This window comes from Paenibacillus anseongensis (genome assembly GCF_009757995.1).
GTDB classification, from domain to species: Bacteria; Bacillota; Bacilli; order Paenibacillales; family NBRC-103111; genus Paenibacillus_E; species Paenibacillus_E chondroitinus.
On the sequence record NZ_WSEM01000008.1, the window covers coordinates 902,174 to 918,241 of the forward strand.

Consider the following 16,068-nt stretch of genomic DNA (forward strand, 5'->3'; position numbering starts at 1 on the left):
ATCAGATTAATTCGTAAAATTGGTTATTTTTAGGAGGGTGCCCCTCTATTTTCCTTTCACATTCACTCACAACTTCCCCCTCACCCACGCGCATTGGCGAAAGCGCCTACATTATGCTATGTTGGAAGAAATTATGAACAAGGGAGCGAACGAAATGACGGCACATGCAGAGGGACCTCTGTCTCTTTTTCACCCGATTCTGAAGATGTGGTTTATTTCACGCTTCGGCGAGCCCACCGACGTACAGAAGCAGGCTTGGAAAGAGATAACTGCCAGCAAGCATACCCTCATCTCCTCCCCAACAGGTTCAGGTAAAACATTAGCAGCCTTACTGCCCTGTATGGATCGCATTGTGAAAATGAAACAGGCTGGCGGCGAGCCCTACGCCCCCGGTGTACGCGTACTGGTCGTTACGCCGCTAAAAGCGCTGAATAATGATATTCATGATCATTTGTTTCATTTTATGGCGGAGATCGAGGAGCTTGCCGCCTCATTTGAAAAGGACACCGCCTGGCACGGACTGCGTGTCGGCGTCCGCACCGGCGATACTACACAGAGCACGCGAGCTTCGATGTTGAAGCATCCGCCGGATCTGCTGGTGACCACGCCAGAGTCTCTCTATCTGCTGCTTACCTCGCCGCGCGCGAGAGAAATGCTCAAGAGTGTGGAGCAAGTCGTCATCGACGAGATTCACGATTTGGCAGCGGACAAGCGCGGCATGCATTTGTCATTGACGCTGGAAAGGCTGGATGTGTGGTGTGGGCGATCCGTTCAACGGATCGGTGTCTCTGCCACACAAAAGCCGATCGAACGCGTCGCACGCTATCTCGGCGGTTGGGAAGCCGGCGAACCGCGCCCTGTCGCGATTATTGAGAGCAAAGCCGAGAAGCATTACGCCCTGCAGGTGACGATGCCGGAGCCGGTACGAGCCGGAGCGGATAAAGAGGCCATCTGGACGCCTCTTGTAGAACGTGTGCTGCAGCTTATGGAAGGCTGCCGCACGGTGCTTATCTTCGCCAACAGCCGCAGGCTGTGCGAACGGTTAACCCTGCGCCTCAATGACCATGTCGGTCATGAGATCGCGCGAAGCCACCACGGCAGCGTAGCCCGCGAGATCCGGCTCGAAGTCGAGCGCCAGCTCAAAGCCGGCGAGCTTCGCTGCCTGGTCGCCACGTCGTCGCTGGAGCTCGGCATCGACGTCGGCCATGTCGATCTGGTCATCCAGATCGACTCGCCTTTCACCGCTGCCGCAGGCATCCAGCGGATCGGTCGCGCCGGCCACGCCGTCGGCAGCGTCAGCCGCGGCGTGCTGCTGGCGCGCAGCCGCAGCCTGCTGCCGGAGCTCGCCGTGCTCAGCCGGCGGATCGCCGCGCGCGACATCGAGGCCATCCGCATCCCGCGGGGCAGCCTCGATGTCCTGGCGCAGCAGCTCGTCGCGATGGCGGCGCTCGGCGACGAGCTGGATGTCGCGCTTCTGGCGCGCTTGCTCGCACAGAGCGACTCCTTCCGCGAGATGCCGCGGGAGCGCTGGCTCGCGATGCTGGAAGTGCTCGCGGGGTTATACCCCTTTGCGCGTCCGCTCATCGCATGGGACCGCGAAACCGGCCGCTTGGAACGCGTAGCGGCTTCGCAAATGGCCGCGCTGACAGGCGCGGGCACGATTCCACAGAGCACGGCTTATCCCGTGCATCATAACGAAACCGGCCTTCATTTAGGCGAGCTGGATGAAGAGTTCATTCACGAATCATCGATCGGCGACGTATTCCAGCTCGGTACGGCTTCGTGGCGCATCGTTCGCAAGCGTCCGGAGCGCATTTATGTGCAGGAAGCCGAGAACCGGTATAGCGAAATCCCCTTTTGGCGCGGAGAGACTGGCGGGAAATCCTATCAGCTCGGGGTTCAAACGGGATTGCTTTGGCGTGAGCTGCGGGATCGATTGAACGCGCAGTCTCATACAAAGGGAGATGTCGACGTCCAAGAATGGCTCATGGAGCAGTATTTTTTCGATACAGAAGCCAGTCATGCCCTGATTGGGCTCATTCGCAATCAAATTGCGGTCAATACGGTACCGACCGATCAAACGGTTGTTATTGAAACTTTTGCCGATGAACAGAACCAAACGCATTACGTGCTGCACAGTTTATTTGGACGGAAAGTAAACCGGACTTGGCTTATGGCGCTCGAGAAGCATTTGAACCAGAATGGACACCAGGCCATCTATACAAATGCCAAGGACAACGGCATCGAATTGATTTTTCCCAGCTATCAAGAAACGGTTACGCAGGCTATCATGTCCCTTTCTTATAATGAAGCGGAACAATTGGTTATCGGAGCTGTCGCGGAATCCGGCATGTTCGGTGCGGCTTTCCAACGGCTTGCGGAAACTTCCCTGCTGCTTTCCCGCAGTTTCACACGAATGCCCGCTTGGCTGAAAAGGCTTCGCGGCCAGGAGCTGATGAAAGAAGCACTACCCTACAAAGAGCGTTTTCCGCTCTTTCAAGAAGCCATGCGCGAATGCTTGGAAGAGCATGTGGATTTGGAGCATCTGAGAAGTATCCTGGACGGGATGCAAGCTGGTGAAATCCACTTTGCGGTTCATCGCAACCACTTCCCTTCACCGCTGGCGGCTCAATTTCAATCTGATTACGTCGCCCAAAAAATCTATGAATCCGATAGCTTATCTCAGGATTTGCAAGTCGAATTACTAGGCTTCAGCCGGCAGATGGCTGCCGATATTTTTGGCGCAGAGACCGTTCGTAACGCGATAAATCCTCAAGTCCTGGAAGACGAAGAAGCCAAACTTTCCTTGGCGGAAGAAGCATGGACGTCAGCTCAACAAGTCTTTCGTTATTTAAAAGAGCGCGGAGATGCCTCCGTCACCGAACTCGTCAAAGCTGGGTCTACCACTGACTCTTCAGCTCAGACATGGATAAAGGAACTGCTGGAGCAAGGCAAAACCTCAGCTATCTCCTTCACCGACGAGCCGCGTTATATATGCAGCGATGAAGTCACATTTTATACTTCGCTCACCTTAGATCCGCTCTCCAGAACATTCGTCTTCCAGAGGTATGCGGACGGGCGGCTGTCTTTCACCGCTGAGGAGCTCGCGGACCGCTACGAGCTGGAGATTGCGCAAATTGAAAGCTGGATCGAAGGAGCTATCGCTTCCCACTTATTAGAACCTGCACCTTTCGCAGATCCTGAAGTGGAATCGCTTTGGACAAGCAGCAAAGTCGCTTCCCGCTTAGTACGCCAATCTCTGCAGATTTTGAGACGCGAGAACTCAGCTATTCCTCCGCTCACCTATCTGATGCACATGCCGCTTATGCGCAAACTCATCGGGAGATCAGGCGTTCCCGGCATAGAGCAGCTGCGGGAAATAATCACGGATTTGCAGGGCTTCTTCCTGCCCGTCTCACTCTGGGAATCCGTTTTCTTCCCGACAAGGCAGTTATCCTACCGGAAACAGGACTTGGATATGTTATGTTCATCAGGTGAAGTTTTTTGGATAGGCCACAAGGAAGAGGGAGAAAAAGAAGGTCGCATCGCTTTCTTTCTGGCAGAAAGTTCCACACTTTTCGAACCCTGCCTTGCCAGCATGCACCATAGACCTGCCTCTTCTCCAGAACTGCTGAGCCTTATGGAAGCCAAAGGAGCTGTATTTCTCAGCAAGCTTGGTCTTGAAACTGGAAAAACCCCTTCCATTTTATTAGAAGAGTTGCTCCAGCTTGTCTGGGATGGTCAGGCGGCCAATGATCAGTTCGCGCCGCTGCGGCTTCATGCCACGGGCACTTCTACTTCGAAGAAAGGGGACAAATTCCAATCAGGACTTGGCCGTTGGTATGCCCTAAGCACACTGCATAATACGGCTTTTGATAGGCAATCCTCCGCCATGCAGTGGACGCATCATCTCTTAGAGCGTTATGGTCTTATTACCAAAGACCTCGTCTCTGCGCTTTGTCCCTATCCATGGGAGGCGATTCATACCGCCTTGCGTCAATTGGAAGAGTGGGGGCTTGTCGTCCGAGGGCTGTTCATCACCGATTTGCATGCTCTTCAATTCGCGACGAAAGACTTTATTCGTCTGCTGCACCAGCCAGTGGCACAAGGAACTGACCGGTCTTCTACTTTCACCCTAGTTAGCGCAGTAGATCCAGCCAATCCTTGTGGGCTGCTTGTTCCCTGGCCTGAAAAACCCGGTATTTCCTTCTCCCGCAAAACCGGCAATTACTTAGCTCTCAAAGGCAGCGAATGGTTGTATTGGATCGAAAACAACGGGAAACGCATCTACCAGCTCTCTGCACATAGCCATGATTTGGCGGAGACTGCCCACGAGCTCAAGCTCATGTTCCGGCAACTGCTGAAACAGCACCAACTGCGCAAAATCGTCATCGAGACATGGAACGGTGTCCGTATTTCCGATGCGCCTGAACAGGAAGCTTTGAAGCTTCTTGGCGCAGAAAAAGACCGCACCAGCTTCGTTCTTTGGCCAAGCCAATTAAGCTGATACGGTCATCTATGCACGTTCCACTTGTACAGCACATATTTTGAACTCCGGCATCCGGCTCGTTGGGTCGAGGGCATCGTTCGTCAGCACGTTGATCGAGTGTTCATCCCCCCAATGGAAGGGAACGAACACCGTACGAGGCTGGATGCCTTCGGTTACCTTCACTTCGAAAACAAGTGAACCCCGGCGGCTCGTTAACCGGATCTTGCTATCCATACCAAGTCCGATTCGCTTGGCGAGCCATGGATGTATTTCCGCAACGGGTACGGGAGCTTTCTTGTGCAGAGCTTCCGTCCGGCGCGTTTGTACGCCGCTCAAATAATGGTTCGCCAGACGCCCTGTAGTTAAGACGAAGGGATACTCGCTATCGATCGGCTCCGCCGGCATTTTCGGCTGAATGCCAAATAATTTGGCTTTACCATCGGGATGATGAAAATGATCGGCGAATAATTGCGGTGTTCCCGGGTGATCAGGTGCCGGACATGGCCAGAATATCCCTTTTTCCTCTTGGAGTTTCTGGTACGTGATGCCGCTGTAATCGGCCTTCCCACCTGCGGATGCAGCTGCCAATTCACGAAACACGTCTTCAATGCTTTCATATTGAAAGTACCTTCCGCGCCCCAGCGCTTCGGCCAAACCACAAATAATGTGGTAATCGAGCTTGCTGTTTCCTGGCAGCTCCATCGCTTGGGGACGATGGAACACACGCCCCTCCAGATTCGTCATCGTACCTTCCGCTTCTGCGAAGGAAGAACCTGGCAGCAGATAATGCGCGTAGCGCGCCGTTTCTGTTTCAAACATATCCACAACAACTAGCAAATCCAGCTTTTGCAGCGCCCGCTCCACCATACGGTTATTCGGACTTGAAACTAGCGGATTTGATCCAAGTACAATTAACGCCTTGATTTCACCCTCATCGACCTTCTTCAGAAGCTCGTAGGCGGAGACCCCTTTGCCTGGCAGCTCGCTGGAATCGATGCCCCATACTTTCGCAACATGCTCACGCGCAGCAGGATCTTCGATCAAGCGGTAACCGGGCAGTTGGTCGGCTTTTTGGCCATGCTCGCGACCGCCTTGGCCGTTTGCTTGGCCGGTAACGGCGCCATAACCGCAGCCTTTACGCCCTATTTTTCCCGTAACCAATGATAAATTAATATAATTCAGCGTATTCTCCACACCGTTGGATTGCTGTTCCAGTCCTCTTGCTGTCAAAACGATTCCCGTTTCCGCCTTGGCAAAGCCGCGAGCAATGGTTCGAATGACAGGCTCCAGAACACCTGTCAATTCCTCCACTCTTTCCGGCGTGTAAGATTTCACCGCTTCCTTTAAACTCTCAATGCCAGCTGTCCGCTCTTGAATGAAACGTTCGTCGACAAGCTTCTCTTCCAGCATGACATGCAGTAAACCATTAACAAACACAGAATCGAACCCGGGCTGCAAACGAACATGAATATCAGCGACCTTCGAAGTCATGGTATTGCGTGGATCAATCGTGACAATGACCGCACCTTTCTTTTTCGCTTCAAGCAGATACGGCATCATGGTCGGCTGACATTCTGCAATGTTGGTGCCCGCTAGAATAATATATTTGGCATTCGGAATTTCGGACAAAGGCATCGACATGCCTCGATCAATACCGAAAGCTTGGTTGGAAGCCGCCGCTGCGGAAGACATGCAGTAACGGCCATTGTAATCGATATATTTACTGCGTAAAGCAACTCGAGTGAACTTGCCCAACAAATAAGAAACCTCATTGGTTAAAGATCCGCCGCCGTATACGCCAATTGCATCTGCGCCAAATTCCGCTTGCAGGCTTTGGATGCGATTCGCAATGTCGGTATAGGCGTGGTCCCATGTCACCGTTTGCCAATACCCTGCTCCGCCAGCCGACTTTACCAAGGGCTCGAGAATGCGTTCTGTGTGAAACACATGATCCAAAGCATTTAAGCCCTTCTGGCACAAACGGCCTGTGGCAACCGGGAAGTTCTGGCTTGGTTTGGTAATGAGACCGGCTGTTTTGTCGCTTGTTACGATCTCTAGTCCGCACTGCATGCTGCAGAAGCAGCAATGGGAGGAAGGTTGATCTTTCGGTTTGGTCATACCAGAAACCCAATGAATATAAGGCCATTATGAATTTTGGTCGAATAGGTCCGCACGCATCCCGTATCCGGGGCTTGCACGAGCCCCGTCGAAAGATGGATTTTGCGATCATGCATCGGACAGAAGACGTGCTCGTCACAGACGATACCTTCCGCAAGCACGCCTGCTTTATGCGGACAACGATTTTGAATCGCCGTCAGTTTGCCGCTGTTCATCTTGAAGAGGGCTACTTCCTCCCCTTGATACCGAATCGTCTTGCCTGTATTTACCGACAAATCCTCATAAGATACGGCCTCAACCCAAATCATTTGCTCTTCTTGTGTCTTCATGGTCTTCTCCTCCTGAGTGATTTCATTTGGTAAGCTCGACGACTTCATAGAGATCGCGTTGAATTTTTTTGCTATCGATGGCTTGTTTCCAAGGGTCTTTCGTAACGGCCAACGCTTGATCAATCCTGGCGCATAGTTGTTTGCGCTCTTCCTCGTTTTCAACCACAGCACGAATATGCTCAATTCCCAAACGGTGTACCCATTCGCTTGTACGCTCGCCGTATTTCCCAGTTTCGCGATAATATTGCAGATAAGCTTCGGTATATTCAATAATGTCTTGTTCTGTTTTCACGGTTGTTAAAAGATCGCCGACGCGTACCTTCACACCGCCGTTACCTCCGGCATACAGCTCCCACCCGCCATCGACGGAGACGATGCCCAAATCCTTAATACCGGATTCCGCGCAGTTCCGGGGACATCCTGATACCGCGAGCTTCACTTTGGCCGGTGTATTTAAGCGCTCAAAACGCTTCTCCAGCTCGATGCCCACCGCCATGGAATCCCCTGTACCGAACCGGCAGAACGTGTCGCCGACGCATGTTTTGACCGTACGCAGGGCTTTACCGTAGGCATAACCGGAAGGCATATCCAGCGCTTCCCACATGGCCGTCAGATCTTCCTTTTTCACGCCTAGCAAATCTAGACGTTGCCCGCCCGTAAACTTCACAGTCGGAACATTGAACTGCTCCGCTACTTCGGCAATACGCTTCAATTCCGTCGGATTCGTGACGCCGCCATAAATCCGTGGAACAACGGAATACGTACCGTCCTTTTGAATATTCGCATGCATACGCTCGTTAACGAAGCGCGAAGTGCTATCGTCCTTATATGTTTCAGGGCTAATCATGCCCAGGTAGTAGTTAAGCGCAGGGCGGCATTTGGAGCAGCCCTCTTCATTTTTCCAACCGAGCACACTCATGACTTCACGTACATGCGACAATCCTTTTTCGCGAATCGCTTCGACAACCTCATCCCGTGTATGTGCTGTGCAAGAACAAATGGATTCTTTAACGGCATTTTTATCGTAGGAGGAGCCTAGCGTATAAGCTAACAAATCGCTGACAAGCGGTTTACATCCGCCGCAGGAACGGGAAGCTGTCGTGCAATTTTTCACCTCTTCAACTGAGGTCAAACCTTGATCTTTAATCGCAGAACAGATCGTTCCCTTCGTTACCCCGTTACACCCGCATATAATCGCGTCGTCTTTCATCTCGGCAACACCGGATGCTGCTCCGCCGCCGCTCGCTGTATCCGTCAAAATCGCTGTTTTGGCCATCCCGCTGATATCGGTTTCCTCACGAATCATTTGCATGAGCCGCGTGCCGTCTGACGTATCTCCAAAGAGTACAGCACCAACAATTTTGTTGTCCTTAATGACCACTTTTTTGTACACGCCAGTGAACTCGTCATGAATTCGAATCGCTTTGGTGCCTTCTTCATCCACAAATTTCCCGCCAGAGAATACGTCAACACCTGACACTTTCAGCTTCGTATAAAGAACTGAGCCTTCATAAGGGCCTGTTTCCACGCCTGCCAAATGCTTCGCTAACACAGCGCCTTGTTCGTAGAGCGGCGCAACCAGCCCGTAGGCAACGCCACGATGCATCGCACATTCCCCAACCGCATACACATTAGGAACACTTGTTTGCATATAATCATTTACAATAATACCGGGATTGCATTCCACGCCAGAATTTTTAGCAAGTTCTACATTTGGCCGAATCCCCACTGCCATGACGACCAGATCCGCATCCGTTATTGTGCCGTCCTTGAATTTCAAGCCGGTAACCCGTTTGTGGCCGACGATTTCTGCGGACTGCTTCGCCAGCAAGAAGTTAATGCCTTGTTCCTCCAGAGCTGCTTGCAGCATTTTGGATGCTGTGCGATCCAGCTGACGATCCATGATCGCGTCTGAGATATGAACGACATCCACTTTCATTCCTAAGTTGAGGAAACCTCTTGCAGCTTCCAATCCGAGCAAACCCCCGCCGATAACAACCGCCTTTTTATACTTTTTCGCGGATTCCATCATGATTTCACAATCACGGATGGTCCTGTAGGCCATGACCCCTTCTTTATCTGCACCAGGCATTGGAATCATAAAAGGATTGGACCCTGTTGCCAAAATTAATTTATCGTAAGGAACGGTTACACCTTTGTCACTCGTGACCGTTTGAGCTGCGGTATCGAGTGCCGTCACGGTTTGGTTGGTATAAAGCGTTATATGATTGTTTCTGTACCATTCATAAGGATGAATAACAATATCTTCAATGTTGGAATCCCCCGAAAGGACATAGGATAGCAAAATCCGATTATAGTTCGGATGAGGCTCACTCCCAAAAATAGTTACCTCATATTTATCCGGAGCAAGTTTAAGCAAATGTTCAACTGCATTAACACCGGCCATGCCATTTCCGACTAAAACCAACTTTTCTTTTTGAGTCATGGTCTCATCTTCCTCTCTACTGTGTCTATCTCTATATCCCATTTTGTTACAAATATCCCTTTAAAAAAGTCCACTCGGGAGCAGCGATCTACACGATACGGATACTCCCAGGTGGCAAATATGGGATATGGAGCTTAAGCAGCTCGGGTTGAACTGCCAAAGACGGCAAGTCGTAAACGTCTTTGCGCATACAGCCTGCAGGAGGGCGCAAGCTGCATGAGCAAACCCTCTACTTTCACTTGGAAGGAGCTGCTGATCCTGTTGCTAACTCCCCACAGGACCAGCAGTCTACCCATTACTTAAGCATGCACGCTATCAATGGCTGGTGGAGCTACTTTCACTTTACCGCCATCGCCAATCCAGCTGCGTTTCCATTGTCCTTGCACAGAGGCGATCAAAATCACGCAGCACACGGCAATTCCACTTAAAATAAGGAACCCTGGTGCAAAAGAACCTGTGGCCAATTTCACATTTCCGAGAATTTTAGGCAGGAAATATCCGCCCAAGCCGCCGGCAGCGCCGACAATACCCGTGACCACGCCGATCTCCGACTTGAAGCGTTGAGGCACAAGCTGGAAGACCGAACCGTTCCCCATGCCAAAAGCCATCATCGCGATGAATAACAAGACTGTTGTAACCGAAAGCGCCGGAAGCGTTGAAATCCCCGCCATCATTAATGCGACAACTCCATACAATCCCATCAGCATCCGAATGCCGCCTAATTTATCGGCTAACCAACCGCCTACTGGTCGGAAGAAACTACCGCCGATTACGCATAGGGTTGTAAAATCAGCAGCACGTACCGGCGAAAGACCATATTGTGTATTAAAGAAGATGGTTAAGTAGGTGGACATGCCGACGAAACCGCCGAACGTTACGCTATATAAAATACAGAACAACCAGGAATCCTTCTGTTTTAAAACTCTGCCATATTCAGCAACCGTCTTGGGTGCTGGTTTGTTCGGGCTGTTTTTAGCCAAAATACTGAAAACAACCAACGTGATCGCAATTGGAATCATGGCAATACCGAAAACAACATGCCAGTCGCCATAATGCTGAGCAATCCGGTTAGCGAAAAGCGTAGCGAAGATCGTCCCGCTGTTCCCTGCTCCGGCGATCCCCATCGCCAAACCTTGATATTGCGGTGGATACCAGGAGCTGGCTAACGGCAATGCGGCCGCAAAACTCGCTCCGGCAATACCGAGCATCAACGCTACGAAGTACATATCGCCCATCGTGTCAGCGAACTGCCATCCCCAGAATAATGGGATCAAGGTTAGCGTTAGTCCAATTTGTCCTGTAAGCTTAGGACCAATCTTATCGGTCAGTACGCCCAGCACCAGTCGAAGTACCGCTCCACCTAATGTAGGCAAGGCAACGAGGTTTGCTTTTTCAGCAGCATTCAAGTGGAAATCATTCGCGAGCACGACCGCCAGCGGCCCTAAAATCACCCATACCATGAAGCTCATGTCAAAATACAAGAATGAACTGAACAAAGACCCTTTGTGTCCCACTTGCAGAAAACTTTTCCGATCAACCATGTGCGTCCCTCTCCTTTTGAGGCTTTTCGCCTTCTCCTTTTTTCCTTATCCTGATTTCTCTCTGTCTGCACACCCATGGACAGAAAAGGCCGACAAACATACCCCTACATACATCGGGATGTTTGTCGGCCTCTTTGCCACTGCTGCCACATCTTCGTGAACAGCATGTTTCGTCGTATTTTGAAAAGTAAACATAAAAAGCCTATCCGGTTACGTATTTGTAAGGGGATAGGCGCCATTGCCTGCGTTAGAGGCACACCATTGTGCCGATTTCTAACTTGATTATAGTACGGCTTCACACCTATGTCAATAAACGTAACACAAAAAATATTTAGGCCCTCCATTCCACCTATTATATCGACAAAAATCAAATTCATATGCTATAGTAATGCCGTATAACCATTCAAACACCCAAGAAACCTCACATGAAGTTACCATAGAGTAAAAGCTAACAACGATGGAGGTATTCAAATGTTGCAATCATTTATACTGATCGACGAGTTGAAGCAAACTCGCTCAGCTACCTCCTCGCCATCCACAAACGAGATGAGCTATTCTAATCGTACACAAGCATCCATACCTGACGAGGTATTAAAGGACTTGGGCTTTCGCGTCTATACAGCATCCACAAGTAAAGAAGTTTCCTTCATCATTCCTAAAGTTGATGCTGTTCTATTAAGTGTAAGCCCCGATCAAGTGGAAACCTGGCGCAAACGCGTATTGGCTGAGCGCAGCCTCCCCCTCTTCTGGTGGTGTGATTCGCACACTTTTCCTTCTAATGAATGCAGAATGGATGCAGGTATAGATGGTTTAATCGGTTCAACGATGAGTCCGCTTGAAATTCACTGCGCTCTGCTTTTAGGCGTAAATCATTATTTTCATCGAACCGAATGGCAGCAGGAGCGCGAACAGCTTCTCTCCAAGCTGGAGGAGCGCAAATGGGTCGATCAAGCCAAGCGAATCTTATGCGAGATTAAAGGGATTTCCGAAGCGGAAGCCTACGACTTTTTGCGCAAACAAGCCATGAATGAGCGTAAACGTATGGTAGATGTCGCTACCTCCATCGTCAAGGTGTACCAATTACTACGAGATCAGAATCAAGGAGGCCGCAAACGATGATATCTTTACTAAAAGAAGTAGGACGCGGAAAGCGCGGAGCAAGAGATCTTTCGTATGAAGAGGCATCCCAAGCTGCAGAACTTATCCTAACCGGCGGCGCTACTCAGGCTCAAATGGGTGCATTTCTTGTCGCTGAACGTATTAAAATGGAATCGCCGGATGAGATTAAAGCCTTCATCCACGCGCTGCGTAAACGTACTTTTTCCTATCCGATACCTGGCAGCATGGACTGCGCAGGACCTTACGACGGCCGCACCCGCACGTTCATTGCGACTCTGCCGACCGCATTTGTGCTTGCAGCCTGCGGTCTCCCGACTACGCTGCACGGCAGCCCGAGCATGCCGCCCAAATGGGGCATCACGCTGACTGACGTGCTGGACGCACTTGGCGTACCGGCGCTAACCTCGTCGCGCGAGGCGCTGGTATCCGCAGCAGCGCGAACAGGATTCCTATTCGCGCCTACTGAAAGCTGGTGCGCACCGCTTGGCGAGCTGCGCGAGCTGCGCAAGGAGCTCGGCTTGCGGACTGTGTTTAACACCGCCGAGAAGCTGCTTCGTTTCACGGAAGCCCCATTCATGGCTGTCGGTGTGTTTCATGGTACGGTTTTCGAGAAAATAACGAATTTACTCATCGAACTGGGGATTACCAGCGGAATCGTTGTGCAAGGCATGGAAGGCTCGGAAGATCTATCCATCGAAAAACGTACGAGGACCTACGTGATTCAAAATGGCTCCAGTGAATTATTCATTGTAGATCCTGAAATCTATGAATTAATGGTTGAAGTGCCTGAAGTCGAATGGACAGCGCAGCTGCAAGGTGAAACGACGATGGCCGTTTTACGCGGAGAAGCTGAACTTCCTTACTTGAACATGGTGCTGCTGAACAGCGCTGTTCGCCTCTGGGTTTCCCAGAAAGCCGGCTCCATTGAAGAAGGCATCTACATGGCCCGTCATGCGATCGAGCAAGGAAAAGCACTTCAGACCTACACCGAGTGGACCGAAGCGATTAAGCCGGTGTCAGCAACTTAAGTTATATGCCCTCCGCAGAAATTTTCTGCGGAGTTTTTTTATTAGGCCATGACCGTTAAGCGCTCACTAGCCGAAACACGTGCTTGCCCAGCGGGGATCTTGCCGGGATAACCCGTATGCAGGCTGCCAATGATCCTCTCGTCAGGCTGTACCCAAAAAGCCCCTGCCCTTCGTTCAGGCAGAGGCTGACAGACCACTATTTACTTCCCGATAAACTGCTGGGTGAACATTTTACCGCACGGTCCTCCAGCGACAATACCGATACCAATGTGCGTGTAATCTTTGCTTAGAATATTTGCTTTGTGGCCAGGCGAATTCATCAGCGCCTCATGCGCAGCTTGCACTGATTGATTACAAGCGATATTTTCTCCTGCCGCATTATAGGTAATACCGAATTTCTCCATCATATCAAAAGGTGAGCCATATGTCGGTGAATCGTGAGAGAAATATTTGTTATCGACCATATCCTGGCTTTTGAGTCTTGCTGTCTTGGTCAGTTCAGGATCGGCGACTAGGGCAGCTAATCCCACAGCAGCCCGTTCCTTGTTCACCAAGTCCAACATTTGCTGCTCCTCTGCCGTCAGATCCGCACTCGGAGGAGCTTGGGGTGCCGGTGCAGGTGCTGGCTCAGGCTGGGAAGGTGGCGGTTCGGAACGCGGCGGGGCTGGGGTTGGCGGCGTCTGCTTCTTGGGAATTTTCAAATTTCCATAAGCCCATAGGATGGACTGGAGGGTTTGATCATCAACGTTTCCGGTAACCGGTAAGCCGTAACGGCTTTGAAAAGCTTTAACACCTGATTGTGTTTGATTACCATAGTAACCTGTGATGGGTCCGCTATAGTAACCCAGAGATTTCAGCATCCCTTGAACCGCATAAACATCCGGCCCCTTGGCCCCTTTTCCATAGGCAAAAGCGGTCGTTGAGGTAGAGCAGAACAAAGCGATACAGATAAGTATGATCCAGACATGCTTTTTCTTGCCATGAAACATGCGTTTACGTTCACTCCCTGTCGTCGTCAGTATCATTCGCCCGACACGGGCGACTGCCCTTAGAGTGACCTATTTTTTGGATTTTATCCATTGCATGAATAATTTTAATCAATACCAAAAGGTCGGATACCTGCGCTTCTTATCCAAATTGTTGACGATCAAAGCAATGAATACGATAAGCACAGATCCAATCAATACCGGCGTAAACAGAAAGGACCAACTGCTGCCGCTTAAAATAACGACCAAAGGGTCAGCCCCGGCAGGGGGATGCGTTGTTTTGGTCAGCATCATCAAGCCAATGGCCAACCCTACCGCTATCGCCATAACCCAAAAGCCTCGGCCAAACAGATGGAAAAAAATGAGTCCTACTAAGGTTGAAATCAAATGCCCTCCGATGATATTGCGCGGCTGAGACAGTGGTGCATCCCAAAGACCAAAAGCCAACACGCAGGTTGCACCAAATGGGGCCATGATCCAAGCATTCGCGGTCAAATCCGTTAGGAAAGCTAAAAGAGCTATGGCGATAAATCCCCCCATCGAGCCGATCAACGCATTCTTTGGAACGACTTTTAGTGGGCTTCTGTTTTGGGTTCTCATTTTCTGCCAAAATCCTGACTCGTTTTGGATATTCATTTTGTCCACCACCTTTTTCATTAAAGAACTAGTCAACTAGTTATATAATTTATTCTCCGACATGTCAACCGTTTCTTCCTTCTCTTATCACGCATTTTGTTGGATTTCGAACGAATAAGGGTTATAATATAACTAGTTAACTATGAAAAGAGGTTTTTTCACAGTGGAAGAAGATAAAAAATATATCCTTCAGGTTAATCCCCAATTAACCTTTAACGTAAATACACAAATCAAAGAACAACTGAAATGGTTAATCGGCATTGAACAAATGGAAGCCGGCGATATGCTGCCGACAGCCAGTCAATTGGCGGATGAGCTTGGCCTCAATCGAAATACGGTTAACTGGGTATACAACCAATTGCGTGACGAGGGGCTTGTGTCCATACAGAAGGGTCGCGGTACGCAGATCGCTGGCGGGTTCGAGACCAAACATCTCTTGGAAGAGCGGAAACCGATGCAGCAGCTTATGAATAATACGATGCGCGAGGCCGCGGCTATGGGATTTGATTTGCCATCCTTTTTCATCGCCGGTCTTGCCTACTCCTTGCTGCAGCCTCCCTCCCCTGCCCGCAAGCTGTGGATTTTGCTGGTGGAATGCCGAGGTCATGATTACCCTTTCTACCGGCAGGAAATCGAACGAGCAACCGATGGTGAAGTGGAGACTTTATTTCTGGGTGACAGTTCCCTTAATGAGGATGTCGTAAGAGAAGCCGTTATGCGTTCGGACGTCGTCATCACAACCTTGAATCATGCCGAGGAAACCAAAGCACTGTTTGCTCGCTATGACAGTAAAGTGATTGTGATCGGAGCAACGCTTGAGGCCTCACAGCTGCTTGAGATTGCCAAACTGCAGGAAGGCACACATGTCGCCTTTGTTTGTCTGGGTAGAACAGGCGGGGAATGGATGGCCAACCGGATTCGGGAAGCAGGGATTCATCAGCTTCATGTTGAGATTGCAGGCATGAACGAACCCGATCGTCTGAATGAGGCTCTTCAGCATTCGCACAAAATTTACGCATCTGCCGCCGTATTTTCTGAACTGAAGAAGCTGCACCCTGATAAAACACTGCTATTCCCTATGAAACTGGAACAAAGCAGCGAGAATTTATTGCATGAAATAGCCGTTCAAAAGAAATAAGAGTATTTGTTTTACATCGCTGCATAAACACTCCCCTGGGAGATTCATTAGCGGTGGAATAAGTAAAGAGGATGCCCCCTGCTTTTTCGCGGATTTTGGGACATCCTTTTCGTTTTTTTTCATGGTAAGCGGAACTAAAGGGCGCTATTTCTGCGATATCTGGTAATAAGAGGGGCGAACGGTCAGACCCCCTAATTCCGGAGAGTTGTTAGCGAAAGTAACGTTGCTCTTAGAAATC

General features: G+C 50.4%; 12 protein-coding genes. 4 read left to right on the forward strand and 8 right to left on the reverse strand.

Annotated features, from left to right (window positions below):
* The first annotated feature begins 118 nt into the window (after positions 1 to 118).
* On the forward strand, positions 119 to 4,507 hold the full coding sequence (locus tag GON05_RS11665; protein WP_246238983.1) for a DEAD/DEAH box helicase: 4,389 nt from the start codon (positions 119 to 121) through the stop codon (positions 4,505 to 4,507).
* Between the two features lie 9 nt (positions 4,508 to 4,516).
* Here GON05_RS11665 and GON05_RS11670 read toward each other — a convergent pair whose 3' ends face one another.
* The 5 genes from GON05_RS11670 to GON05_RS11690 all read right to left on the reverse strand — a co-directional run bounded on the left by GON05_RS11670 (position 4,517) and on the right by GON05_RS11690 (position 10,923).
* The gene (locus tag GON05_RS11670) at positions 4,517 to 6,607 is read right to left on the reverse strand and encodes a molybdopterin oxidoreductase family protein (protein WP_157319251.1); all 2,091 of its coding nucleotides are present in this window, start codon (positions 6,605 to 6,607) and stop codon (positions 4,517 to 4,519) included.
* Positions 6,604 to 6,936: a nitrite reductase small subunit NirD gene (gene nirD, locus GON05_RS11675; RefSeq protein WP_397369554.1), complete on the reverse strand. Its 333-nt coding sequence runs from the start codon at positions 6,934 to 6,936 to the stop codon at positions 6,604 to 6,606. The genes GON05_RS11670 and nirD overlap by 4 nt, the downstream gene beginning before the upstream one ends.
* A 22-nt stretch (positions 6,937 to 6,958) precedes the next feature.
* Positions 6,959 to 9,382, reverse strand: coding sequence for a nitrite reductase large subunit NirB (gene nirB, locus GON05_RS11680; protein WP_157319252.1), 2,424 nt, complete (start codon positions 9,380 to 9,382; stop codon positions 6,959 to 6,961).
* Positions 9,383 to 9,516: 134 nt separating this feature from the next.
* Entirely contained in the window at positions 9,517 to 9,678 is a 162-nt protein-coding gene (locus tag GON05_RS11685; RefSeq protein WP_157319253.1) for a hypothetical protein, read from the reverse strand.
* A gap of 3 nt (positions 9,679 to 9,681) precedes the next feature.
* Positions 9,682 to 10,923, reverse strand: a complete 1,242-nt coding sequence (locus tag GON05_RS11690) for a nitrate/nitrite transporter (RefSeq protein WP_157319254.1) — start codon at positions 10,921 to 10,923, stop codon at positions 9,682 to 9,684.
* A 471-nt stretch (positions 10,924 to 11,394) separates the two neighbouring features.
* Here GON05_RS11690 and GON05_RS11695 point away from each other — a divergent pair, with 471 nt between their 5' ends.
* Together GON05_RS11695 and GON05_RS11700 are read left to right on the forward strand one after the other, a co-directional pair.
* Positions 11,395 to 12,042: an ANTAR domain-containing response regulator gene (locus GON05_RS11695; RefSeq protein WP_246238985.1), complete on the forward strand. Its 648-nt coding sequence runs from the start codon at positions 11,395 to 11,397 to the stop codon at positions 12,040 to 12,042.
* The gene (locus tag GON05_RS11700) at positions 12,039 to 13,070 is read left to right on the forward strand and encodes an anthranilate phosphoribosyltransferase (RefSeq protein WP_157319255.1); all 1,032 of its coding nucleotides are present in this window, start codon (positions 12,039 to 12,041) and stop codon (positions 13,068 to 13,070) included. The genes GON05_RS11695 and GON05_RS11700 overlap by 4 nt, the downstream gene beginning before the upstream one ends.
* A gap of 41 nt (positions 13,071 to 13,111) precedes the next feature.
* Here the strand turns inward: GON05_RS11700 and GON05_RS11705 are convergent, their stop codons facing one another.
* The 3 genes from GON05_RS11705 to GON05_RS11715 form a co-directional block, all read right to left on the reverse strand.
* Complete coding sequence (locus GON05_RS11705) at positions 13,112 to 13,267, reverse strand: hypothetical protein (RefSeq protein ID WP_157319256.1); 156 nt, start codon at positions 13,265 to 13,267, stop codon at positions 13,112 to 13,114.
* 3 nt (positions 13,268 to 13,270) lie between these two features.
* Positions 13,271 to 14,095, reverse strand: coding sequence for a peptidoglycan-binding protein (locus GON05_RS11710; RefSeq protein WP_246238986.1), 825 nt, complete (start codon positions 14,093 to 14,095; stop codon positions 13,271 to 13,273).
* Between the two features lie 72 nt (positions 14,096 to 14,167).
* Positions 14,168 to 14,692: an HPP family protein gene (locus tag GON05_RS11715; protein ID WP_246238988.1), complete on the reverse strand. Its 525-nt coding sequence runs from the start codon at positions 14,690 to 14,692 to the stop codon at positions 14,168 to 14,170.
* 163 nt (positions 14,693 to 14,855) lie between these two features.
* Between GON05_RS11715 and GON05_RS11720 the strand changes: the two genes are divergently transcribed.
* A complete protein-coding gene (locus GON05_RS11720) occupies positions 14,856 to 15,830 on the forward strand; it encodes a GntR family transcriptional regulator (protein ID WP_157319257.1) in 975 nt (324 codons plus the stop codon).
* Positions 15,831 to 16,068 lie beyond the last annotated feature (238 nt).

What these genes read in the sequence shown, in the direction of transcription:
- GON05_RS11685 (WP_157319253.1), bottom strand. Translation starts at nt 9,678, where the DNA reads ATGGGTAGACTGCTGGTCCTGTGGGGAGTTAGCAACAGGATCAGCAGC.
- GON05_RS11665 (WP_246238983.1), top strand. Translation starts at nt 119, where the DNA reads ATGTTGGAAGAAATTATGAACAAGGGAGCGAACGAAATGACGGCACAT.
- GON05_RS11690 (WP_157319254.1), bottom strand. Translation starts at nt 10,923, where the DNA reads ATGGTTGATCGGAAAAGTTTTCTGCAAGTGGGACACAAAGGGTCTTTG.
- GON05_RS11670 (WP_157319251.1), bottom strand. Translation starts at nt 6,607, where the DNA reads ATGACCAAACCGAAAGATCAACCTTCCTCCCATTGCTGCTTCTGCAGC.
- nirD (WP_397369554.1), bottom strand. Translation starts at nt 6,936, where the DNA reads ATGAAGACACAAGAAGAGCAAATGATTTGGGTTGAGGCCGTATCTTAT.
- nirB (WP_157319252.1), bottom strand. Translation starts at nt 9,382, where the DNA reads ATGACTCAAAAAGAAAAGTTGGTTTTAGTCGGAAATGGCATGGCCGGT.
- GON05_RS11695 (WP_246238985.1), top strand. Translation starts at nt 11,395, where the DNA reads ATGTTGCAATCATTTATACTGATCGACGAGTTGAAGCAAACTCGCTCA.
- GON05_RS11700 (WP_157319255.1), top strand. Translation starts at nt 12,039, where the DNA reads ATGATATCTTTACTAAAAGAAGTAGGACGCGGAAAGCGCGGAGCAAGA.
- GON05_RS11710 (WP_246238986.1), bottom strand. Translation starts at nt 14,095, where the DNA reads ATGATACTGACGACGACAGGGAGTGAACGTAAACGCATGTTTCATGGC.
- GON05_RS11715 (WP_246238988.1), bottom strand. Translation starts at nt 14,692, where the DNA reads ATGAATATCCAAAACGAGTCAGGATTTTGGCAGAAAATGAGAACCCAA.